Origin of the sequence: Prochlorococcus marinus str. MIT 9211 (assembly GCF_000018585.1) — a bacterium.
Lineage (GTDB): Bacteria > Cyanobacteriota > Cyanobacteriia > PCC-6307 > Cyanobiaceae > Prochlorococcus_D > Prochlorococcus_D marinus_B.
Genome location: NC_009976.1, coordinates 237,638 through 259,776 on the forward strand (window position 1 = coordinate 237,638; position 22,139 = coordinate 259,776).

At 38.6% G+C, this 22,139-nt stretch carries 24 protein-coding genes and 1 tRNA gene; 10 read left to right on the plus strand and 15 right to left on the minus strand.

Translation table 11 applies throughout. The features are described from left to right. Window positions 1-36 precede the first annotated feature (36 nt). Entirely contained in the window at window positions 37-1,128 is a 1,092-nt protein-coding gene (gene aroC / locus P9211_RS01220) for a chorismate synthase (RefSeq protein WP_012194803.1), read from the plus strand. A gap of 40 nt (window positions 1,129-1,168) precedes the next feature. Here the strand turns inward: aroC and ftsH3 are convergent, their stop codons facing one another. From ftsH3 to isiD, 5 genes are all read right to left on the minus strand, one after another. Continuing rightward, a complete protein-coding gene (gene ftsH3, locus P9211_RS01225) occupies window positions 1,169-3,016 on the minus strand; it encodes an ATP-dependent zinc metalloprotease FtsH3 (protein WP_041391000.1) in 1,848 nt (615 codons plus the stop codon). A 44-nt stretch (window positions 3,017-3,060) separates the two neighbouring features. After that, on the minus strand, window positions 3,061-4,233 hold the full coding sequence (sat, locus tag P9211_RS01230; protein WP_012194805.1) for a sulfate adenylyltransferase: 1,173 nt from the start codon (window positions 4,231-4,233) through the stop codon (window positions 3,061-3,063). Window positions 4,234-4,386: 153 nt separating this feature from the next. Continuing rightward, entirely contained in the window at window positions 4,387-5,175 is a 789-nt protein-coding gene (locus P9211_RS01235) for a photosystem II manganese-stabilizing polypeptide (protein ID WP_012194806.1), read from the minus strand. Window positions 5,176-5,400: 225 nt separating this feature from the next. Next, window positions 5,401-6,690, minus strand: a complete 1,290-nt coding sequence (gene coaBC / locus P9211_RS01240; protein ID WP_012194807.1) for a bifunctional phosphopantothenoylcysteine decarboxylase/phosphopantothenate--cysteine ligase CoaBC — start codon at window positions 6,688-6,690, stop codon at window positions 5,401-5,403. After that, window positions 6,680-6,916, minus strand: coding sequence for a protein IsiD (gene isiD / locus P9211_RS01245; protein WP_041391354.1), 237 nt, complete (start codon window positions 6,914-6,916; stop codon window positions 6,680-6,682). The genes coaBC and isiD overlap by 11 nt, the downstream gene beginning before the upstream one ends. Window positions 6,917-7,153: 237 nt before the next feature. Between isiD and P9211_RS01250 the strand changes: the two genes are divergently transcribed. Together P9211_RS01250 and P9211_RS01255 are read left to right on the plus strand one after the other, a co-directional pair. Further along, entirely contained in the window at window positions 7,154-7,354 is a 201-nt protein-coding gene (locus P9211_RS01250) for a hypothetical protein (RefSeq protein ID WP_012194809.1), read from the plus strand. A gap of 149 nt (window positions 7,355-7,503) precedes the next feature. Then, window positions 7,504-7,845 carry a DUF565 domain-containing protein gene (locus P9211_RS01255; RefSeq protein ID WP_012194810.1) on the plus strand — a complete coding sequence of 114 codons (342 nt, stop codon included), beginning with the start codon at window positions 7,504-7,506 and terminating at the stop codon, window positions 7,843-7,845. Window positions 7,846-7,886: 41 nt separating this feature from the next. On the opposite strand, the gene P9211_RS01260 is transcribed toward P9211_RS01255, so the two are convergent. After that, entirely contained in the window at window positions 7,887-8,900 is a 1,014-nt protein-coding gene (locus P9211_RS01260) for an aspartate carbamoyltransferase catalytic subunit (RefSeq protein ID WP_012194811.1), read from the minus strand. Further along, window positions 8,900-9,463 carry a DNA-3-methyladenine glycosylase gene (locus tag P9211_RS01265; protein ID WP_012194812.1) on the minus strand — a complete coding sequence of 188 codons (564 nt, stop codon included), beginning with the start codon at window positions 9,461-9,463 and terminating at the stop codon, window positions 8,900-8,902. The genes P9211_RS01260 and P9211_RS01265 overlap by 1 nt, the downstream gene beginning before the upstream one ends. Before the next feature lie 182 nt (window positions 9,464-9,645). Here P9211_RS01265 and P9211_RS01270 point away from each other — a divergent pair, with 182 nt between their 5' ends. After that, window positions 9,646-10,431, plus strand: coding sequence for a creatininase family protein (locus P9211_RS01270; RefSeq protein WP_143703321.1), 786 nt, complete (start codon window positions 9,646-9,648; stop codon window positions 10,429-10,431). After that, window positions 10,428-10,721, plus strand: coding sequence for an Asp-tRNA(Asn)/Glu-tRNA(Gln) amidotransferase subunit GatC (gene gatC, locus P9211_RS01275; protein ID WP_012194814.1), 294 nt, complete (start codon window positions 10,428-10,430; stop codon window positions 10,719-10,721). The genes P9211_RS01270 and gatC overlap by 4 nt, the downstream gene beginning before the upstream one ends. 13 nt (window positions 10,722-10,734) lie before the next feature. On the opposite strand, the gene crtR is transcribed toward gatC, so the two are convergent. Both crtR and P9211_RS01285 read right to left on the minus strand, forming a co-directional pair. Continuing rightward, window positions 10,735-11,760, minus strand: coding sequence for a beta-carotene hydroxylase (gene crtR / locus P9211_RS01280; protein ID WP_012194815.1), 1,026 nt, complete (start codon window positions 11,758-11,760; stop codon window positions 10,735-10,737). A gap of 135 nt (window positions 11,761-11,895) precedes the next feature. Beyond that, window positions 11,896-11,977 (minus strand) — tRNA-Leu (locus P9211_RS01285). A gap of 53 nt (window positions 11,978-12,030) precedes the next feature. On the opposite strand from P9211_RS01285, the gene P9211_RS01290 reads away from it, so the two are divergent. Both P9211_RS01290 and ileS read left to right on the plus strand, forming a co-directional pair. Continuing rightward, window positions 12,031-12,579: a Ycf66 family protein gene (locus P9211_RS01290; protein ID WP_012194816.1), complete on the plus strand. Its 549-nt coding sequence runs from the start codon at window positions 12,031-12,033 to the stop codon at window positions 12,577-12,579. A gap of 22 nt (window positions 12,580-12,601) precedes the next feature. Next, window positions 12,602-15,511 carry an isoleucine--tRNA ligase gene (gene ileS, locus P9211_RS01295; protein ID WP_012194817.1) on the plus strand — a complete coding sequence of 970 codons (2,910 nt, stop codon included), beginning with the start codon at window positions 12,602-12,604 and terminating at the stop codon, window positions 15,509-15,511. A 25-nt stretch (window positions 15,512-15,536) separates the two neighbouring features. On the opposite strand, the gene P9211_RS01300 is transcribed toward ileS, so the two are convergent. Continuing rightward, a complete protein-coding gene (locus P9211_RS01300; protein WP_012194818.1) occupies window positions 15,537-15,857 on the minus strand; it encodes a hypothetical protein in 321 nt (106 codons plus the stop codon). 3 nt (window positions 15,858-15,860) lie between these two features. Then, complete coding sequence (locus P9211_RS01305) at window positions 15,861-16,472, minus strand: DUF3177 family protein (RefSeq protein ID WP_012194819.1); 612 nt, start codon at window positions 16,470-16,472, stop codon at window positions 15,861-15,863. A gap of 83 nt (window positions 16,473-16,555) precedes the next feature. Between P9211_RS01305 and trmB the strand changes: the two genes are divergently transcribed. Continuing rightward, window positions 16,556-17,212, plus strand: a complete 657-nt coding sequence (trmB, locus tag P9211_RS01310; RefSeq protein WP_012194820.1) for a tRNA (guanosine(46)-N7)-methyltransferase TrmB — start codon at window positions 16,556-16,558, stop codon at window positions 17,210-17,212. 41 nt (window positions 17,213-17,253) lie between these two features. On the opposite strand, the gene glmM is transcribed toward trmB, so the two are convergent. Beyond that, on the minus strand, window positions 17,254-18,624 hold the full coding sequence (gene glmM / locus P9211_RS01315; protein WP_012194821.1) for a phosphoglucosamine mutase: 1,371 nt from the start codon (window positions 18,622-18,624) through the stop codon (window positions 17,254-17,256). 121 nt (window positions 18,625-18,745) lie between these two features. Here glmM and P9211_RS01320 point away from each other — a divergent pair, with 121 nt between their 5' ends. Beyond that, window positions 18,746-19,312 carry a thioredoxin domain-containing protein gene (locus P9211_RS01320; protein WP_012194823.1) on the plus strand — a complete coding sequence of 189 codons (567 nt, stop codon included), beginning with the start codon at window positions 18,746-18,748 and terminating at the stop codon, window positions 19,310-19,312. 3 nt (window positions 19,313-19,315) lie between these two features. Here the strand turns inward: P9211_RS01320 and thyX are convergent, their stop codons facing one another. Genes thyX through P9211_RS01335 form a run of 3 tightly spaced genes read right to left on the minus strand, consistent with a single transcriptional unit; the run spans window position 19,316 to window position 21,146 of the window. Next, entirely contained in the window at window positions 19,316-19,948 is a 633-nt protein-coding gene (thyX, locus tag P9211_RS01325) for an FAD-dependent thymidylate synthase (RefSeq protein ID WP_012194824.1), read from the minus strand. A gap of 2 nt (window positions 19,949-19,950) precedes the next feature. Next, a complete protein-coding gene (dcd, locus tag P9211_RS01330; RefSeq protein ID WP_012194825.1) occupies window positions 19,951-20,544 on the minus strand; it encodes a dCTP deaminase in 594 nt (197 codons plus the stop codon). Continuing rightward, the gene (locus P9211_RS01335) at window positions 20,544-21,146 is read right to left on the minus strand and encodes a cob(I)yrinic acid a,c-diamide adenosyltransferase (RefSeq protein ID WP_041391358.1); all 603 of its coding nucleotides are present in this window, start codon (window positions 21,144-21,146) and stop codon (window positions 20,544-20,546) included. Before P9211_RS01335 ends, dcd begins: the two co-directional genes overlap by 1 nt. A gap of 240 nt (window positions 21,147-21,386) precedes the next feature. Between P9211_RS01335 and ntcA the strand changes: the two genes are divergently transcribed. Continuing rightward, window positions 21,387-22,121: a global nitrogen regulator NtcA gene (gene ntcA, locus P9211_RS01340; RefSeq protein ID WP_012194827.1), complete on the plus strand. Its 735-nt coding sequence runs from the start codon at window positions 21,387-21,389 to the stop codon at window positions 22,119-22,121. Window positions 22,122-22,139: the final 18 nt, after the last annotated feature.

The window sequence follows — 22,139 nt, forward strand, 5'->3', positions numbered from 1 at the left end:
AGAACTTCCTTAGGATTTTTAAAAAATAAGAGATTTATGGGCAGCAGTTTTGGAGATCTTTTTCGAATAAGTACTTTTGGAGAGTCTCATGGAGGAGGGGTGGGTGTAATTTTGGAGGGTTGCCCTCCTAGGCTTGCAATAGATGTTGATGCAATTCAGGCAGAACTGGATAGGAGGAGACCAGGACAAAGCAAAATTACAACCCCTAGAAATGAAGTTGACCAAGTAGAAATCTTGAGTGGGCTTGTTGACAACAAAACTTTAGGCACACCAATATCGATGGTCGTTAGGAATAAAGATTTCCGACCAAATGACTATGGGGAAATGCAAAATATTTTTAGGCCTTCCCATGCAGATGGAACTTATCATTTGAAATATGGAGTCCAAGCTGCTAGTGGTGGAGGGAGAGCTTCTGCTCGAGAAACGATTGGTCGTGTAGCTGCTGGAGCAATTGCGAAACAATTACTTAGAAAAGTCAATCAGACGGAAGTTTTGGCATGGGTGAAACGAATTCACACTATTGAGGCTGATGTGGATCCAAATTCTGTTCAGATTAAAGATATTGAATCGAATATTGTTCGATGTCCTGATCCCAAAATTGCAAAACTGATGGTTGAAAGAATTGAAGAAGTTAGTCGGGATGGAGACTCTTGTGGTGGAGTTATTGAATGCATTGTGCGTAATCCTCCAGCAGGATTGGGAATGCCTGTCTTTGACAAATTAGAAGCTGATTTAGCCAAGGCATTGATGTCATTACCTGCAAGCAAGGGCTTTGAAATTGGATCAGGATTTAGTGGCACTTTTCTGAAAGGAAGTGAACATAATGACGCTTTTATTCCTTCAGGTAAAGGCATTTTGAGAACAGCGACTAATAATTCTGGAGGCATACAAGGTGGGATTAGTAATGGAGAGTTAATTGTTTTAAGAGTTGCCTTTAAACCCACAGCCACAATTCGCAAAGATCAAAAGACTGTTGATTCTGACGGGAAGGAAAGAACATTGTCAGCCAAAGGAAGACATGATCCATGTGTTTTGCCAAGAGCAGTACCTATGGTGGAATCTATGGTGGCATTAGTTTTGGCTGATCATCTTTTAAGACAGCAAGGTCAATGCGGCCTTTGGCAGTAAATTCGTTTACTTAAACCGATTAAAATATAACTTTGATTAGTTATGCATACTCTGCAACTTCTACTTGACTTTGAATTAACAAGTCCTGTAAATCTTCTGAATTAACTGTTTCTTTCTCAACAAGCATTTCGGCAAGTTGATCAAGCACTTGTCGGTTATTAGTAAGAACTTTTGTGGCTCTTTTGTATGCCATATCAACTAATTGAGAGACTTCTTCGTCTATCGTTGCTGCTGTATCTTCAGAAAAATCTCTTTCCGAGGCAATATCACGGCCAAGAAACATTCCTCCTTGGGATCGTCCCAATGCAACAGGCCCTAGTTTGTCGCTCATTCCAAATCGAGTAACCATTTGTCTGGCCACTTGAGCAACCTGTTTAAGATCGTTAGAGGCTCCAGTAGTTACTTCATCTTCGCCATAGACTATTTCCTCGGCAACTCTTCCACCAAGTGCTACAGCCATTTGATTATGTAAATAAGACCGTGAGTACAGACCTGACTCCATGCGCTCTTCGCTTGGGGTAAAGAAAGTCAAGCCTCCTGCTTGGCCTCTAGGAATAATAGAAATTTTCTGGACTGGATCATAGTCAGGCATCAGTGCCCCAACTAAGGCATGTCCCGCTTCGTGATAAGCGACAAGCCTTTTTCTACGGTCACTCATTACACGATCTTTCTTCTCAGGGCCTGCCATAACACGTTCAATAGCATCACTTACTTCATCATTGCTAACCTCACTTAGCTCTCTTCTAGCAGCCAGAATTGCGGCTTCATTTAGTAAATTTGCAAGATCTGCTCCAGTAAAGCCAGGGGTCCTCCTTGCTACTTGGTCGAGATCTACTGCTTTAGATAGCGTTTTTTCTCGGGCATGTACTTTTAGTATTTGCAGACGACCTGAATAGTCAGGACGGTCGACAACAACTTGTCTGTCAAAACGACCAGGTCTCATAAGAGCTGAGTCAAGAACATCTGGTCTATTAGTGGCTGCAACTATGATTATTCCTGTATTACCTTCAAATCCATCCATTTCAGTTAGTAATTGATTAAGGGTTTGCTCCCGTTCATCATTCCCACCACCAAGCCCAGCACCTCTTTGGCGTCCAACAGCATCAATCTCATCAATAAAGACTATGCAGGGGGCATTTTTTTTAGCTTGTTCAAATAAATCTCTTACTCTGCTAGCGCCTACTCCAACAAACATTTCTACAAACTCTGAGCCTGAAATTGAGAAGAAAGGCACGGCTGCTTCTCCAGCGACTGCTTTTGCTAAAAGAGTTTTCCCTGTACCTGGTGGGCCAACCAAAAGTACACCCTTAGGAATCTTGGCTCCCACTGCTGTAAATCGGTCGGGACTTTTTAAAAAGTCGACTACTTCAGCAAGTTCTAATTTCGCTCCTTCAATACCAGCAACATCTCTAAAAGTTACTTGAGTTGATGGTTCCATTTGTAATCTAGCCTTGCTCTTACCAAAACTCATAGCAGGATTGCCTCCTGCACCCCCTTGAGCTCGTCTAAACAGAAAAAATAATCCACCTAAAAGAATTATTGGGAAAATAAGGCTACTTGCAGCTTGCTGCCATGGACCAGCTTGACGTGTTGGCTGAACAGCGATATCAACATTGTGTTCAGTAAGCAGTTTCAGCAGGTCTTGATCAGGAGCAAGGGTTACTTCAGCACGAGAACCGTCATTCTCAACTATTTGTGCAGTTCCATTATCTGGAGAGAGCATGACTCTGCTGATTTGATCCTCTTGGATTGCTTCAATAAAGTCGCTGTATCGCAAAGTTCTTGAATCACGAGTTTCTGTGGGCTTATCTAATAAGGCAGTCCCAACAAAAATTACTACTACTACCATTAGGAAGTAGAGGGCTATGTTTCTCCAGCGTTTGTTCAAGGTTTTTTAGCTTGTATTGAGATGTTAATAGGAATTTGCTCTGATTAGGCTTTACGTAGTACTTCAACCACGCTTTTGAATGCAAACCATTCTGGGATATCCTCTCCATTACGAAGCATTTTTCTAAATTCAGTGCCACTTAATTTTTTGATATGAAGGTTGCAGCTTTTAGCATGTTCAGCGGTTACATAGCCTTCTTCTTCTGTAAAAACAAGATTCAATGAAGGGACAGTGTCCATACTCAGTTCAGTGGAATACTTTTTAGCAAAATCTTGAGCTTCATATGGACCATAAAAGTCATCTCCATTAAGACTTGATTTGCACCCAGCCATATCTCTCCCAATGATGAAATGTGTACAGCCGTAATTCCGACGAATAATCATATGTTGCAGAGCTTCTCTAGGACCTGCCATATGCATTGAATATGGCAGGTAAGCCCATTTTATTCTTGGATTATTAACTTCAGATGCAAGCCTTTCATAAGTTTGAAAACGAACTTCACCTGCGATGTCGTCTTCTTGAGTAGGACCACATGTTGGATGAACTAATACAACTGCATTTTTACTCACATTATCTGCATCAAGAGCTCTAGTGAAGAGTTCATAATGAGCTCTATGGATTGGGTTCCGACATTGAAAGGCAACTACATCTTCATCCTTTGGCAATTCTTTTCTAAGCTCTGCAGGTGTTTTACATGGAAACACTCTTTTTGGAAGCTCTAACCCATGAACTGCGCCACCTAAATAAAAACGTTTTCTTTGCATTGCAATCATTCTGACTGCAGGATGTTCTAGAGATGTGGTTCCATAGCAGCCTTTTGCTTCAAGCATTTTATCTGGTTCCCATTTTTCTTCGATTTTTAGAACTGCAATATCTTGGCCTTTATATGTAAGTAATACTTGATCACCGATGACAAGATCTTCGCGATCAGTATCCATCACAATAGGTAAACCAAATAAGTCCCCGGACGTAGTTCTATGATTTTTGATTACAGATTCATAATCATCCTTCAACATGAATCCTCTTAATGGGGAAAAACCTCCAATTACAAGTAATTCAATATCACATGCATTGCGATCGGAGCATTCTAATTTTCCTCTAACATTTTTTTTGACTTTTTCTTGATCAGCTTTTGGAAGCATTAAATCAACAAGAGAGCCTCCGTATGGTGCTATAACCTCAGACTGCCTTTTAGGATGTGATTGATTAGAGGTCATTAGAACTATATGTATATTGCAAATTCTCCCAGAGAGCGATACAAAAAAACGGATCTATTAGTTTGAATGTTTGTGAAAAATTAAAAAGGGACCTAGAAAATAGGTCCCTTCATTTCAAAGAAATGTATTCGCTTATAGGCTAAATAACCCTAATTAAGCTTTACGCCCATAGAGCTCTCCAACGATTTTGACGTCTACTGGTTCTTTAGAACCAAGGTCATTATCTGATGGTTGAATTGCAACAAAGGAACCAGAAAATTCTTCTGTATCAGAGTCAACACTATCTATTGAAAGAGTAATAACGCCTTCTCCAGATAGGTCTCTTTTGATGTTTTCTTTTGCAAGCTCTTCATCATCACCACCTAAAGCCACTAGACCTTGTGCATATTCAACACCAGTATCTTTTGCTCTGCTTTTTGGATCTAAGAAATCACCTGTTCTGTAGCTTGGAGTGAATGTTGTTCCACTTGCTTCAGTTCCAGGAGAAATAGACTTACCTTTGAAATCTACTGCCATTTCTTTGGCCGAGAAGACAAAAGGGTATTCTTCGCCATTGGGGGCAAGTACTGTTATTAACTGGAAGTCAATGCCACCTTTTTCTTTAAAGGTGCCGCCAGACATATCTCCATAGACCTGCTCAACAGTTGTGTTGTTTCTAGGACTAATTATTTTTGCAGGTGCGAAATCAGCTTTTGATCGCTTTGATCTTGCAACCTTCACATACACCTCTGTTGGATGCATGCAGATGTCTGTTAGACCACCATCAACGCTAATTGATCCAGATCCAGCTGAGATAGTTGGACAATCATTAGCCTTGCCGGTATTAACAATGTTGGCAAATTTGTCATTACCCCTTTCCCCGGAGGCGGAGACACTACTAGGGGCAGCTATGAAAGTGAGACAGAAAGCAAGCACCAGGGCTAGCAAAGGACGAAATCTCATGGGTTGGGATGCCTAAAGGCCAAATAAATGCGGTATTAAAAACCGCCCAATTACTCAGTTGGGAGCTTACAGGGGGAAATGCTCGTTATGTACGGCCTTTTGCAGCTCTCAACAACCCGTAGCTTATTTAAGTCGCAAAAAAAGGGGGGTATTCTTTTAAGAACCTTTTAATTGCAGTTATTCTTGGAGATTTTGCTTAAAAAAAAACAATTGAGCGAGTTTTGATTAATTATTTTTTTTTGATGTCTTTTTCAGGATTTTTAATAGTTCGTCAAGTAATAGATGCGCAATGGATAATTTTGACGCTACAGGTATTGATAGCGCCCTGTCGTTAGGACCAAGTAACCAGCCTCCATTAAATTCAGAATCAAAGCCTTGATTAGGCTTGTCAATAGGATTGGCGAATAGAAGATCGCAGCCTTTCTTAGATTTTTTCAGCTCTCCGCCTTTTTTTACTTTTTGATCGCTTCCTGTTAATGCTGTAAATCCTAGAATCACTTGATTTTTTGGTCGTTTTTTTATTAAGTCACTAATTAGGTCTGGGACTAGTTCAAAAGAGTCTTTGATTGAATCAATCAGAGACTCTTTATTGACTTTGGTTTCTAAAGACCCTCCTTTTGATCGGATATCTGAGATGGCTGCTGTCATAGCAATTGCATTTGAATCAGATTGAAGCTCATTCAACATTTTTTGCATGTCAACCGCACTTCTAATTTGATAGGTTTCCAGGCCTTCTAAAAAAGAGTCTGATATTTGTAAAGGACCGTGGATCAAATCAACATTTGCGCCACGGAACTTTGCTGCTTGTGCAATTAGGACACCCATATTCCCACTACTCCTATTTGTCAGATATCTTGCTGCATCTATATCCTCAATAGTTGGTCCTGCAGTCACAAGTAATTTGTATCCTTCCCAGTCTTTTGAAAGTGAGGGATCCTTTTTCATTTGAATTACTGTGCTTTCTAGGGCTAATTGAATCATCTCTGGATTAATCATCCTTCCATCACCAATTCGGTCACAAGCTAATAGCCCTTCAGATGGGCTCAAAGTTAATACATTTGAATATTTTTGAAGTGCGATCCAATTACGCTGTACTCCTTCGTTGTGCCACATGCCTGTGTTCATTGCAGCTGCTGCAATAATTGGCTTTTCGCATGCCAAGAGGATACTGGCGGCTAGCCCTTCGGCTAATCCATTAACCCATCTTGCTAGGGATGAAGCACTTAATGGAGCAATTACAACTACTTCGGCCCACTCGGCTAGAGCGATATGAAGAGGCTTGGGTTCAGATGGATCCCATTGATCCTTGTCTTGGTAGCAGCGGCTCCTGCTAAGGGTTGCAAGAGATAATGGACTGATTAATTGAGATGCACTTGGACTAACTACACACCGAACTTCGGCACCTTCTTTGATCAAGCTACTAACTAGTAATGGTGTCTTTACTGCAGCTATGCTTCCAGTGGATATTACAAGGATTTTTCTACCTTTTAAGTGGCTTGATTCTTTAGTCTTCATCAAATGGTTCCTGATCGATCAGATGTAAATAAGGAAGAGTTAATTCTGGACGATGAATTGCAAGTGCTCTTAACCAATGCCAATCACTTAAACCATCAAAAGGGCTGGCATAATCATCTTGATCAAGACGTTTAGCAAGAACTGCAATAGATCTTTCGTCAAATGCTTCAAGTCGCTCTTGAGTAATGCCAAGAGTTGATTTTGAGACAGCATTCTTTTGAGTCATAATTGCTGCTTCGTTATCAAGAAGTGATTTGATGGTTGCTTGAAAGAGAAATGATCTAGTAGCGAAGTGCCATAGTCTCTGAAAGAAGATTGTAATACTTCCAATCAATATTCTCCATTCTTCTTTCTATAGAAAAGAGTTTTCAAAAACTGTTGCTTGAAAAATGAATCTTCTTTGGTTGCAAATTCAAGAAAACAACTAATGTGTAGAAAATCTATTAAAAAATAAAAGTACTCAATGTCTCAATCTAAGAGAGAGCAGGTGGTTAGTCATCTTAGATACATCCGGCAAGAGCTTCGCGAGATGCATCAAGGCGTATTAGATGATGGGTTGCTTCCGGAACCAGGGGAGATTAGAGGTGTAATGGCACAAATGGAGGCATTGCTTGAGCTTTTAGAGGGTAAATCTAAAGCCAAGGCGAAGGCTGAGGCTAATTAACAGGTTTGTGAGAATTGAACAACAAACAATATTTCATTAGAATTAAACTAGACTTTTATCTATTTTTCTAATTCTTTTGGAATTGAGGTTATTAACGCCTATTTTTATTTGCTGAGACTTTGCAGAAACTCTTACTTTTCAATGGTTCTATGCCTAAGAAATACCAGTCAACAGCCCTTAATAAAAATATTACCAATGCCTTAATTATTTTAGAGACTTGGGCAGACAATCCATGGAGGAGGTATTCATTGCTACTAATTATTTTCTTTGGAGCATTTGTATTTGGCAGCTCTGTTGGAATGATTAATGCAGTTTTAGAATTAATGGATCTTATTGGGGCATTCTTTACAGTTCTTCTTTTAGAGTTTATGGTTCGATTGAGACAAGCATGGAATAGAAAAAATAGTTCTTCAATTCTCCTTCAAATTATTGATAGCGCACGTATTGGACTTCTTTATGGATTATTTATGGAAGGATTCAAGCTTTTATAAATAATGCTTTAATCTTGTTAGAGTTAGGGCAATTCCATTGTTTATTTTGATGCCATAAGTAAATATAAAAGAGCCATCCTTATAGGAATTCCATTTTTAACTTGCTCCTGAGTTAAACAAATTGATTGATCATCTAGAAGTTCACTGCTTATCTCTATTCCTCTATTTACAGGACCAGGGTGCAAGACAGGGATCTCCTTTCTAAAATTTTGAAGAATTCGACGTGATATTCCATATTCTCTGTGATATGAACCTAGGTTAGTAAGGAGATTTTGGTTCATACGTTCTTTTTGAAGCCTTAGAGTTATTACAGCATCAGATTGTTGCAATGTTTCTTTTAACGATCTGGAAATCATTACTTTCCCTCGATTTTTAATTGGGTCAATTAATTGTCCTGGTGGTGGAGAAGATACAAAATCAACAAAATCATTAGGTAGGAGGCTTTTAGGGCCACAAAGTATTACATCAGCACCACATCCCGTGAGGCTCCATAAATTAGACCTGGCAACTCTTGAGTGAAGAATATCCCCAACTATTGCAATTCTTTTACCTTTAATTGACTTTATATCAGGTTTGCTTGGTTCAAAAAAATTGACCAATGTAAATAAGTCGAGCAATGCTTGACTTGGATGGCTGTGTAGTCCATCACCTCCATTCAGAATTGCTGTCTTTTTCCCAGCTTTTTCAAGAGATTTTGCAATTTGCTCTGGTACGCCAGACGAACTATGGCGTATTACAAGAGTATCTGCCCCCATCGCGACATATGTCAGAGCGGTATCAAGTGGTGTTTCTCCTTTGGTTAAAGAACTAGTTGAAGCAGAAAATGTTTGGACATCTGCTGAAAGACGTTTTGCAGCAATTTCAAAGCTGGTGCGAGTTCTTGTACTTGGCTCGAAAAATAAAATTGCAATGAACCTACCTTGTAAGGCAGGTAGTTTTCTGGCGCCAGATTTTGGGAGTGCTTTAAAGCGATTGGCAAGCTCTAGAACATTTTGGTAATCCTCCAAAGAGAATGCCGCCAGATCAATAATGTGCTTATGGTTCCAACTAGCCATTAGCTTTCCTTAAGAGTTGGTTTCCATGCTTGGGAAATTGGTGGGCAACGATCTCCTTTTGCTCGCTTGCTTACGCTACGACTATTTTGCAGATACCACCTCCATGGCAAATCTTTGGCCTTTGAAACACCGACTCTGGTTGTGTTGATAACTTCTTTCATTTTGATGGCTGATGTGCTTTCAGCTAGCCAAAACATTTTTTCAGCTGTTATTAAATACTTATCATGTTCAAGATTGAATCCAAACCTTTTTGCCAATAAACCAGGCCCTGATGCAATCCGTTCATCTTCATTAGGCAAGGCAATGGATCTAAGAAGTACACCATTTGCCCAGTTTGCTTTATCTGTAACGACGTTTACGCAGTAATACATGCCATAACATAGGTATATATAAAATCGACCTGGCGGTCCAAAAAGAGTTTCATTTTTCGGAGTCCTTTTTTTATAACCATGACATGCAGGCTCAGACTCTGAATAAGCCTCAGTCTCGACGATTACTCCCCATAGTGGCTTGTGATTAGGCTGTTGCTTAATAAGTAAGCAACCAATTAAATCAGGTGCCACAAGCTCTGCAGGCCTGCAGAAGAAGTCTGTTTGGAGAGCAGAAAAATCTATTTGAAAATAATGAGATGATAATTACCCTTTAGTAACTATTTCTATACAGTTTGGCAATTACTATTGTGATTAGGTAACTACTGCAGCCTAATTCATTCATATTGAAGTTATAAGCAATTATGAACGAATGCATGACAAGTTTAAATTGTTCAGAGTTAATTCATAACTCATATCGCTTAGACCTTTGTACTTGGGCAGAGGTAGAGCAGTATTTAACTAAATGCAAAGGAATTATTTTGCCTATTGGCTCAACTGAGCAACATGGGCCAACTGGTGCAATCGGTACAGATGCTCTCACAGCCGAGGCAGTTGCTCTTGAGGTTGGGAAGAGAGCTGGCGTATTGGTTGCTCCCACGCAGGCATATGGAATGGCTGAGCATCATCTTGGGTTCCCAGGGACAATGAGTCTGCAATCATCTACTTTGCTTAACGTTGTTCACGACCTTTTGTTATCTCTTGCAAGGCATGGATTTGAAAGGGTTTTTGTTGTTAACGGTCATGGTGGAAATATTGCAACTGTGAAAGCTGCTTTCTCTCAAGCGTATAAAACTGTTTTGAATTTAAAGCTGCCTGTCGCTGCAGGTTTTAGGTGCAAGCTTGTGAGTTGGTTTATGGTACCTGATGTTTTTAAGGAGGCCAAAGCAAGATATGGGAATCTTGAGGGCCAGCATGCCACTCCAAGTGAGATTGCAGTTACTCTTTTTTTAGAACCCAACTTGCAAAGTAAACAACGACAATTGCCTGAACCTGCACCTGCAGGTCCAATTTATGATTATCAAGATTTTCGTCAAAGATATCCTGATGGCAGAATGGGTTCAGATCCTTTTTTGGCTAAACCGGATCATGGTGAAATCTTTTTGGATAAAGCTGCGATAGCTTTAACTGAAGACTTGTTGAATTTCCTCAAAGAACTATGACTAAAATTACTTCTGATGATGTTCGTAAAGTAGCAACTCTTGCAAGATTAAATTTGCCAGAAGATCTTATTGATACCTATACCAGCCAACTTGAAAAAATATTGGGCTATGTGGCTCAATTAGAAGAGGTTGACACTGAAGATATCCCTCCAACATCAAGAGCAGTTGAGGTGACCAATGTTTTAAGGGAGGATATTATTCAAGAAACAGATATTCGAGAAGATCTAATAAACTTAGCTCCGAATAGAGAAGGGGACTTTTTTCGAGTACCAAAGATTCTTTCTGAATAGTTTAAGTTTTATTTTACTTAGGTAAAACGGCTGTTTTATGAATTAAGTTAATCCAACTCTTTTTTAGTCGATAATTTGGCATTAATTTAGCTAGAGGGCGCATTTTGCTTCTATTTTTTCTATGACTTCTAATCCCAAGAAAAATATCATATAGAAAGTTAAAACTATCTTGTTTACTTTCAAAGATTCCCATTCTCTGAGGAGAGCCTTTTGCATCTAATAGAGGTTTGGTTTTTTCATAAGCTGCTTTGTATTCAAACCAAGGAATAGATGGCCAAAGGTGATGAATAAGATGATAGTTTTGACCCATTATCAGAATATTCATAACTCTACTTGGATAAACCCGCGCATTCTTCCATTTATTGCGTGCTAGAAATGGTCTATGAGGTAGGTAATCGAAGAATATTCCTAAAGTTACACCTACCATTAGGGCAGGGCCAAACCATAAATTATAAATAATATTCATGAAGTCAAATTTAATTCCAGCAAGAACTATTGATAAAAATATTGCTCTTTCTAAGCCCCATTGCATTAGTTCATAACGGCGCCAAAGTTTGCGCTGAAAAAAGAAATATTCGTGATAAAAAAATCTTGGAGCAATTAACCAAACTGGGCCAAAAGTGCTAACAATGTGATCAGGATCATTCTTAGGATCATTCACATGAGAGTGATGTTGTAGATGGACTCTAGTGAAAACGGGGAAGCTAAAGCCCAATAAAATTGCTGCTCCATGCCCCATCGCTTGATTTATCCACTTGTTGGGATGAGCTGCTTTGTGGCATGCATCATGAATGACTGTTCCCTCCATATGCAATGAAAGGAATGCCATCCCAACTAGTACTGGCAATGGCCAATCACCTTCGTACCATTGCCAGATAGTTAAGAATGCGATGAGATATCCACCTAGAAACAATGCCACTGTTGGGTTTATAGAATCAGGCGGATCTAGATAGTCTTTAATAACCTTTTGCCAAAATGCAAAAGATTGAGATTTCTCTGAGACTTCTTTGGCCTGAGCGACATCTAGTATCTGGGTCATTGCTTTTTTGGATTAATCCCTAGAAGAAAAATCATTTTTGGAAGTTTTGAGAATGATTTTTAATTCGGGTGTTTCCATTCCCAAGAGAAACTTTCTTAATAGATAAAACCACTTTATCTAGAATTGCCTTAATAGTGCCCACCGGGAGACTTGAACTCCCACGACCGAAGTCACTGGTACCTAAAACCAGCGCGTCTACCAATTCCGCCAGGTGGGCTTACTGTTCAACTTAAGACAAAATATATAAAGTCATGGTCATTCTAGGAAATCATGTTGGCCGTTTTTATTGGTGACCTTTCTGTTTTAGTAGGGTTTGTAATTTTAATTTTACCTTTGGTGCTTACTGAGTTGAGTCGGGCTCGAGATTCTTTATGGGGAGCCTTGGTAATCATTTTAGGTTTAATTCTGATTACAGAGAATGATCGTTTTACTGGCACGCCAATGCTAGCAGTCCTTTTGGGAGCATTAATTATTTCAAGACTTTTATTGGAGGTCTCTAATAATCGATGGCAGCAATTAAGTCCCGAAGAAAAAATTGCTTTGAAGTCGTTTCAAAAGTGGAATATCAGCATTAGGCAATTATTTTTAATCTTTGCAAAATTATGGTCTATCTGTTTGGAGCTAATTAAAGCTTTACTTCCAAAAAAACAAACAAATTCAACTGTAAAAAAGTGGATTCGCCCAGATCCTTCCGCTGAATCCAAAACCTTAACTCCAAAGGAATTTTTTTCTGATGAGACTTCACCATCGGATTTGAAAACTGACCCAGATCAGAATTCATCACTAAAAAAGAGCAATTTTACCTCTGAGGACTCATAATCTTTTTTAACGAAGGATCAATGTGACCAAGGAGACACGTCAGGGCGAGCAAAACCGCCCATCCTACAAAGAATCACTCAATCTTCTAAAGACAAGCTTTGGTATGCGTGCCAATGCAACTCTTAGGGAACCTGAGCTTCAAAACTTTTGGGCGGACAAAGGAATAGACCTGGAACTTGGTTTGGCCAATAAAGGTCCATCTTTTACTTTGCATGATGGCCCTCCTTATGCAAATGGGGCTCTTCATATGGGACATGCCCTTAATAAAGTTCTGAAAGACATAATTAATAAATTTCACATTATGCGGGGGCACAAAGTACATTTTGTCCCTGGATGGGATTGCCATGGACTACCTATTGAGCTCAAAGTTCTACAAACCCTCTCAAATAAAGAAAGACAAGCTTTAACTCCTATTCAATTAAGAAAAAAGGCTGCTGCTTATGCAAGTAAGCAGGTAAAAGGTCAAATGGAAGGTTTTAAACGATGGGGCATATGGGGAAATTGGAATAAACCTTATTTAACCCTTCAAAAAGAATACGAATCTGCTCAAGTGAAATTATTTGGTCAGATGGTGCTCAAGGGATACATCTATAGAGGGCTTAAGCCAGTGCATTGGAGTCCTAGTTCTAGGACAGCTTTGGCTGAGGCAGAATTAGAATATCCAGAAGCACATACCAGTCCCAGTGTATATGTTGCTTTTTCAGTAATACATTTACCTCAAAGCTTATCTGAAAATCTTATTAAGCAAGGCTTAGAACTTCCAGGTGATGAAGTCGAATTAAGTAAAAGATTGAAAGTATGTATTTGGACCACTACGCCTTGGACTTTGCCTGCAAATGCAGCAGTATCTGTAAATTCTAATCTTGATTATTCTTTTGTTAGACATGAAGAAAAAGGCCAGATCTTAATTTTTGCTACTGAACTTTTAGAAGAAGTATCTGAGATATTAGGGATTAGCTTCAAACAAGTTGCAAATGCTAAAGGTGAATCTTTGAAAGGAATTCTTTATAAACATCCTTTATATGAAAGAACGGCTCCAATTGTTCTTGGCGGTAGTTATATAACCACTCAATCTGGTACAGGCTTAGTTCATACTGCACCTGGTCATGGAATTGATGATTTCAAGACAGGACTTCAAAATAATTTAGAAGTATTTTGTCCAGTTGATGAGAAAGGAATTTTTACTTCAGAGGCAGGCAAATTTGAAGGACTAAATGTTTTAAAGGATGCAAATAAAGAAATTATTAGCTCCCTTGAGATTTCTGGCTCTTTATTAAAAGAGCTACCTTATGTACATAAATATCCATATGACTGGAGAACAAAAAAACCAACTATATTTAGAGCAACTGAGCAATGGTTTGCGTCTGTTGAAGGCTTTAGAGAAGATGCTCTAAAAGCAATTGATGATGTTGAGTGGCTACCAGAATCTGGACGCAATCGTATTCAATCCATGGTACGCGAAAGAGGTGATTGGTGTATTTCTAGGCAGCGGACTTGGGGTATACCAATACCAGTATTTTATAAAAAAAATACCAATGAAATTTTATTAAATAAGGAAACTATTGATCATATTGAAAATCTTTTTGCTCAGTATGGAGCAGATATTTGGTGGGAATTTGATGAGTCTAAACTTTTGCCTCCATCTTTAGCTTCTGAATCACATCATTGGCAAAAAGGAGTTGACACTATGGATGTTTGGTTTGACTCTGGTTCTAGTTGGGCTTCAGTCAGTTGTCAAAGAGATGAACTGGGCTATCCAGCCGATCTTTACTTGGAAGGCACAGATCAGCATCGAGGCTGGTTTCAGTCTTCATTGTTAACATCCGTTGCTGTCAATGGTCATGCTCCTTATAAAAAAGTTTTAACTCATGGGTTTGCTTTAGATGAAAATGGTAGGAAGATGAGTAAATCATTGGGCAATATTATTGATCCAACAGTAATAATTAATGGAGGAACAAATAAGAAAACTGACCCTGCATATGGAGCTGACGTTCTTAGGCTTTGGGTAAGTTCAGTTGATTATTCAGTTGATGTTCCTATCGGTTCTAACATCTTAAAACAACTCTCTGATGTTTATAGAAAAGTTAGGAATACTTCTCGCTATCTTCTTGGTAACTTGCATGATTTTGACCCTAAAAAAAATTCGGTTGATATAGATAACTTGCCAATACTTGACAAATGGATGCTTAATAGAACAGCAGAAGTCATAGATGAGATTACATTGGCTTTTGAGAAATATGAGTTTTCTAGATTCTTTCAATTATTACAAAGCTTCTGTACAGTTGACCTGTCTAATTTTTACTTAGATATTGCGAAAGATAGACTTTATGTGAGTGCACCTGATGATCCCAGAAGAAGAGCTTGTCAGACTGTAATGGCTTTAATTATAGAGAAATTAGCAGGTCTTATCTCTCCAGTTTTATGTCATATGGCTGAAGATATTTGGCAGAATATACCCTATCAACTTTCTGAAGAATCTGTATTTAAAAGAGGCTGGCCAGTGTCTCCAAGCAATTGGAAGAGAGCTTCTTTAACTGAACCTATTTCTTTAATTCGAGAACTTAGGACATCAGTTAACCGTGTCTTAGAAGGTTGCAGAAATAGGCAGGAGCTAGGCTCTTCCTTGGAAGCAGGATTGCGGCTTGAGATAACTAATCAGGGTCTTTTAGATGCAATAGACTTTCTTGCTAAGAATGGTGACCATGATGTTGATTGTATTAGAGATTGGTTTCTTGTGTCACAACTTCAAATAGGAGGAGAGCCTTGGGCTGAAGTCTTAATAAGCCAACAATTTGAATTAGGAGTTATTGAGATATCTAATGCAAGGGGATATAAGTGTGAACGATGTTGGCATTATGAACAAGATATTGGTAGTTGCTCTGAACATCCAACATTATGTGGAAGATGTGTGACTGTAATGAATAGGCTTTAAAATAAAATAAAGAATAAATTTTTGTTTATAACCAATTACTTTCTTTTAGGAATTCTTCTATTTTTAATGGCCCTCGAACTATTTTATCCTGTGAAGGATTCATTGGTGCTAGTAGTAACTCAGCTTCAATGAGATTTGCATTTCTAGGTAGTGTTGGTTTGTCTAGATCAAAATCTGTTGAATGAGTTGTACAACTACTAAATCCTTTATAGATTAATATCTCTAATGGTCTTTTACTTTCATCTTTTTCTACAATAAAGCCTTTTAACCTAAGAATTTTATTTATATGCAATTGACTAATTCTTTCTAATATTAATAACATTTTTTCATTATTTGAAAGAGCCATATATCAGAAACCTCCTGCAATCCTCCCTTGTTTGGGGAAGCGGACCAATAACCATTGAAGAAGTCCCACAAGATATGCAATTAATGCTAGATAGCCAAGGAAAGCTGCTAATGATTCAGTCCAGTTGGCACCAAATAAAAAGTTGAATAAGCCCTTTAGCATGATATGTGATTTTATTGGAGCTTCTTTCCAAGCATTACAAGATTGATTAGATAAAGATTGAATACATGACAGACTTGAAAAGCTGAGACTGAGATATATGACTCCAAAAAAACTAATTATCCACCTCCATACTTTAACTATAAAATTAAGAGGTTTCCAATGAGGTAAGTCTCTTAATTCTTCATTGAGATCTACCCAGAACCAAATTGACGTTACCAAGAGGAAGGGAGCCGCAAAGGAAGTTAAATGACCTATAGACCTATCTCCAGTTAGAAGAAGGATGCTGATCGGAATTAGACTAGCAACCTTCCAATAAATTGATAGCAATCTAACAATTGAATATTCTTTTTTAATGCTGGCCCAAATTAATAGAATTAAGGGAAGTCCAAAAGCAAAAGTAGCCCCTAGTTTGTAGGTAAGCCAAACAAGAGTGCGAAATGAGATCTCAGCCATTCCATAACTTTATCTCTTTTTGAGTATCAATTCTGCAAAGAACTCTCTTAGGCTTCTTAAATGAACCCTTGCGTTTTTAAAGAGTGCGACAACATGTCAACCCTTTGAGTAGATTCTTTCAAGTTGAGCTAGAGCTTCCAGAACCAAATGAGCTTTTTTTAGATGGAAGCTTGCCAATTCATTTGGATATAGGCTCGGCAAAAGGTAAGTTTTTGATTAAATTTGCTTCTTTAGAAAAGCAATGGAATTTTTTGGGTGTTGACATTAGAAATTCACTTGTTCAAGCTGCTGAGAAAGAAAGGAAAGAACTAGGCTTAGAGAATTTAAACTTCTTATTTTGCAATGCAAATGTTAGCTTAATAAAATGGTTGAGATCTTTAAAGAAAGGTCAATTAAAGAGAGTTTCTATACAGTTTCCTGATCCATGGTTTAAAAAACGTCATCAGAAGCGCAGGGTTTTAAATACTTCACTATTAATGGCATTGGCTTCAGCTTTAGGAACTGGCTCGCAGTTATTTATTCAGAGTGATGTCCTTCCTGTGATTAATTCAATGATTGATATTATAGAGAGAAGTGAATGCTTTGAAAGTATTAATCCAGGACCTGAAATCTGGTTGAAAAATAATCCTTTTCAGTTATCTACTGAGCGGGAAGAGTATGCAATAAGTAGAGAATTAACTGTTTACAGAGCATTATTTTATAGGACTGAAAAAGATTTGCCTAAAACTATAGGTATTTAAAATTAATGTGAACTCTTGTTTGACTTGAATAGATAACTTACTTAAGCAGCGTTTAAATCCTCTTGAGCTACTTCTGCAAGATGAGAACTCCATGAATCAACTAAAAGAGGGTCTTTAGATTCAACCATCACCCTTAACAATGGCTCGGTCCCACTTTCTCTAATAAGAATTCTTCCTTCCTTTCCCATTGCTAATTTAGCCTTTTGAACTGCTGCTTGAAGTGGTTGAGATTCTTTCCAGGGTCTGCATACAGGTGCATTAGTTATTGGTACATTTATTAGTTTTTGGGCATATGGCTTGAAGCTTTGATTTCGCCATTCAAAAAGCCGAAGATCAAGGCCAGCACATATCGTTGAAAGTTGTATAGCCGTAAGCAGACCATCTCCACATAGCTTATTCATGCTTGAGAGAATATGACCTGATTGTTCTCCTCCTAAGTTTGCATTAGTTTTTAGCATTGCTTCGTGAACATGGCGATCACCTACGGACGTTCTTTCTAATAAACCTCCTTGCCCTAGCCAAGCTTTTTCTAGCCCAAGGTTTGACATTGATGTGGTAACTAACCTTTTTTCATTCAGTTTATTCTTCGCTTTAAGATGTGAACCCCATAAATAAAGAATATGATCTCCATCTATGACTCGCCCTTTTTCATCAATAGCCATTAATCTGTCAGCGTCTCCATCAAAAGCAAAACCCATTTGAGCATTCTTTGAAAGAACGGCTTCTTTTAGCTGATTAAGATTGGTCGATCCACAGTTGACATTAATTTTCCCTCCATCAGCTTTCCCATTTATTGTGCTTACATTTGCTCCTAAAGCCTTAAAAATCTTTTCTCCACATGATGTGGCTGATCCCCAGCATAGATCTAGAACAATTGATACATTAGCCAAGCTTTGGTCTTTGGCAGACTCTAAAAGGCTATTCTCATAATCTCCAAGAAGTTCATTGCGGAAATAGACTTGTCCAATATTTTTTGAAGTACTTATTTCTTGTAATAGGCCTTGCTCAATAATATTTTGTTGTCCAAGTGTAATTTTATTACCAGTCGAATTAAAAAACTTTATTCCATTATCTTCTGGTGGATTGTGGCTTGCAGAAACCATGGCACCTCCAGAAGCGCCAAATCTTTGAATGAGGTGCGGTACTGCAGGTGTTGTGCATAGGCCTAATACCCAAACTTCTTTGCCAGCAGCCGTCAAACCAGCTGCCAATGCAGAAACAATCATTGAGCCGCTCTGACGAGAGTCTTTACCGATTAGGAAAGGCCCTTCACCAGAAATTGCTAGGCCAAACCAGTATCCAATTTTGAAAACAATATTTTCTGTTAGCAAATTCTTTGCATTTCCTCGGATCCCATCTGTTCCGAAGATTGAAGATTCTTTTGATAAAGGCGAAAGGCCAATGGGGTCCATTTCATTGTGGCTATTTGATATAGCCAAGAAGGTTAAATCGGCTGAACATTAGCTCAAATAGAAACCTTTTCCTAATAAATCATTCAAATAATGCCAAAGTGAGTTCTGAATCAGATTTTTTATGGCAGATAATTCTTCATTAATTGCCCTCAGCAAACTACAAAAAATTCTTTTGATGCTGGTGGCTTTTGTACTATCTGCAGCACTTTTGATCATGAAGATTAGTGTTGCTTCAGTGCAGCCACTCGAGCAACTGGCTCGTAGTTCGCTGTTGCCAGAAATAGCTTTAGCCAATGGTAAACCAACTATTTTCGAGTTCTATGCAGATTGGTGTGAAGTATGTCAAAAAATGTCCCCCTCAATAGTCGACTTAGAAAAAAGGATGGGGGATAAACTTGATATTGTTTTATTGAATGTAGATAATCAGAGGTGGTCTCCCCTGATTGATAAATATAATGTTAATGGAATACCTCAATTCATTTTCTTTAATCAAGATGGGGATCTTAAGGGAATTTCCATTGGCCTATTAAGCTCTGAAAAAATAATTAAGGCATCAGAGTATCTTATAGACAATAAAGAGCTAACTGATATTGAAGAGTTCAATAATATGTCTCCAGATAGATTTAAATTCACAGATTTGATTGATACCTCTAAGTCCAGGCCTGTTAATCCTAGAAGCCATAGTTAAAACTTACCAATCAAGAGCCTTTGCGACTATAGGGAATTGTTGAGAGAAAATTGTTTTACAGGCATTTGCAATTTCCATATGTTCTTTTTGAGTGCCATAACCTGACCTTAAATTGATATAATGGATCCAGGATCTGCAAGAACCACTCATATATATTCTTGTAGGAGTTGCAAGTGGTAAAATGAATCTTGCACACTCTTTTGCTATTCCAGATTCAAGCATTTCTTGATATAGGTTGAGAGAGTCTTCAAACTGCTTCTTTATTTTTATCTTGAAACGGGCAGTTATTTCTTCGGGTAAGTCATGTATTGAATTTTGCCTATTTTTATTATCTTGTCTCCTTAATTCAGGGACAGGAATTTGACCTAGCTGGCTACTGTCTGCATACCTTTGGGAGAATTCTTGAAATGTAAAAGATCTATGGCGAAGAATTTGAGCAGCTATGCCTCTATTTGTTTCAATTTGAATAGTCATAAATGCTTGTTCAAAGACACTCCAATGTTCATGCTTGATGCAATATCTTAAAAGCTTTGTAAAATCTTCATTGTCCTGGTTTTTGGGATTACTAACTCTGGCAATATATGCCATAGTTTTTTCAGCATCTGGAGTTGCTGTAACCAGATGAACACTATTCATTGTTATATCTTTGCAAGAGTTACTTTCTCAGGTTGATTTTGATATTTACCCTTGCGGTCACTATAGGTTGTTTCACAAGGGTCTCCTTCTAGGAAGAGGAGTTGGCATATACCTTCATTAGCATATATTCGACAATCTGCTCCAGAACTATTGCTGAACTCCAGAGTCAGATGTCCTTCCCAGCTTGCTTCTGCTGGGGTTGTATTAACTATTATGCCAAGCCGTGCATAAGTGCTTTTACCAAGACAAACAACAGTAATGTTTGCAGGGACTTTCATTCTCTCTAATGCGACTCCTAGGCCATATGAATGTGCAGGGAGGATGAAGTAATCTCCGTCGTCATCTTTATGGAGAGGGGTTGATTCTAAGTTATCTGGATTAAATCTTTTGGGATTCATTACTGTCCCAGGTACATGACGAAAGATTAGGAATTCTTTAGAGGACAATCGAAGATCATAGCCATAAGACGAGCAGCCAAAACTTAAGACAGGATTTTGTTTTGAAGCAGGATTAAGGTGCCTAATCAGAGTGCTTTGGAAAGGTTTAAGCATTCCTTCTTTTGCTTTCTGACTAATCCAGCGATCGTTTTTAAGCATTATTTAGAGCACCTTAGTTCAGTAACTTGGTCTGCCATTGCTACAACTTCCTTTGGTATGAAAGGACCTGTAAGAATTACATCTATAGCGCGAGGTCGCTGTTCAAGTGTTTCGATGAGGTCTGTTTCTTGAACAAAACCTAATTTAATTGCAAGTCCTACCTCGTCTAAAACAAGTTTATGAATATTTTCCTTTAGTAAGTTTTGCTGACAGATTTGCCAAATTGCCTGCACGGCTTGTTTTGCCTGAATAAATTGGCTGGATAAATGGTCTGCAATGCTTTGTTCATTGCCAAGATAGCAGGGTAAATCAGGCCTGATCCAATGAAGCCTTCCACAGAGTTGAATCCCTTTGGAAGGGCCTTGATCAACGCCTCCTTTTAGTAATTGAGCTATTAGGACTTCGCTGCCAAGTCCAGCTGATCGGAGAGCTTCGCTGAGAACAACAGGAAAACTACCTCCAAAATTAGCCATATGAACTTGCAGTTGTCCTTGAGGTTCGACAATACGAAGAATTGGCTTTGGATTTTCAAAAGGAATAGACCTTAAATTGCTATCCTTTTCCGGCGCATTTTTATTTATGTAGCTTGGGCTGGCAGTCAAAAAACTAAAATAACTATGTTTCAAATCTAGCGGCATGATCCAGGTTCACAATGAGTAGACACTACAGATAGTGTTGAGATTATCGATTTCGGGCTATTTTTGCTTTGGTTACTGAGATCTCTTAATGCTTTATTTATATGAAGCAACTATGTGAGCATTAAAAAAAAGTTCAAAAAAGTCATTATTGCTACAAGTGGTTTTATAACCCGTCCTTAGCGTCGATTAAATCGCTTTGCCGATATGGCAACTGCTGCTAGTGGCTTTAGCCGTTACTCAAATCAATCTTTAGGGGGACAGTCTCCTAACCAGGGTAATGATCCAAATCAACCTAAGAAGACTCTCCTTGAGGTAATTCGAGGTCTTGATGGGGCAACCTCCGAGTTGGTTGAGCGCTCTAAAACAATCTTTTTCCCTGGCGATCCTGCCGAGAGAGTGTATTTAATTAGAAGAGGAGCTGTTCGTTTGACCAGGGTTTATGAGTCAGGAGAAGAGATAACGGTTGCTTTGTTAAGAGAAAACAGTTTGTTTGGAGTCCTTTCCCTTTTAACTGGGCACAGATCTGATCGTTTTTACCATGCTTTGGCATTTACTCGTGTCGAGATGGTATCTGCCCCTGCAGGCTCTGTAAGAAATGCGATTGAAGCAGATAGTGGCGTAGGACTTCTTTTGTTGCAAGGCTTGTCAAGCAGGATTTTGCAAACAGAGACCATGATTGAAACCTTGACCCATAGAGACATGTCTTCTCGACTAGTTAGCTTTCTTTTAGTGCTTTGTAGAGATTTTGGAGTACCAGGTGATAGAGGAATTACTATTGACCTTCGCCTTTCTCATCAGGCCATAGCGGAAGCCATAGGATCGACTCGTGTAACAATTACTCGTCTACTAGGTGATTTGAGAGGGTTAGGCTTACTACAGATTGATAGAAAAAAAATCACGGTATTTGATCCAATAGCCCTTGCTAAACGTTTTAACTAAAATTACTATTTGTCTCCA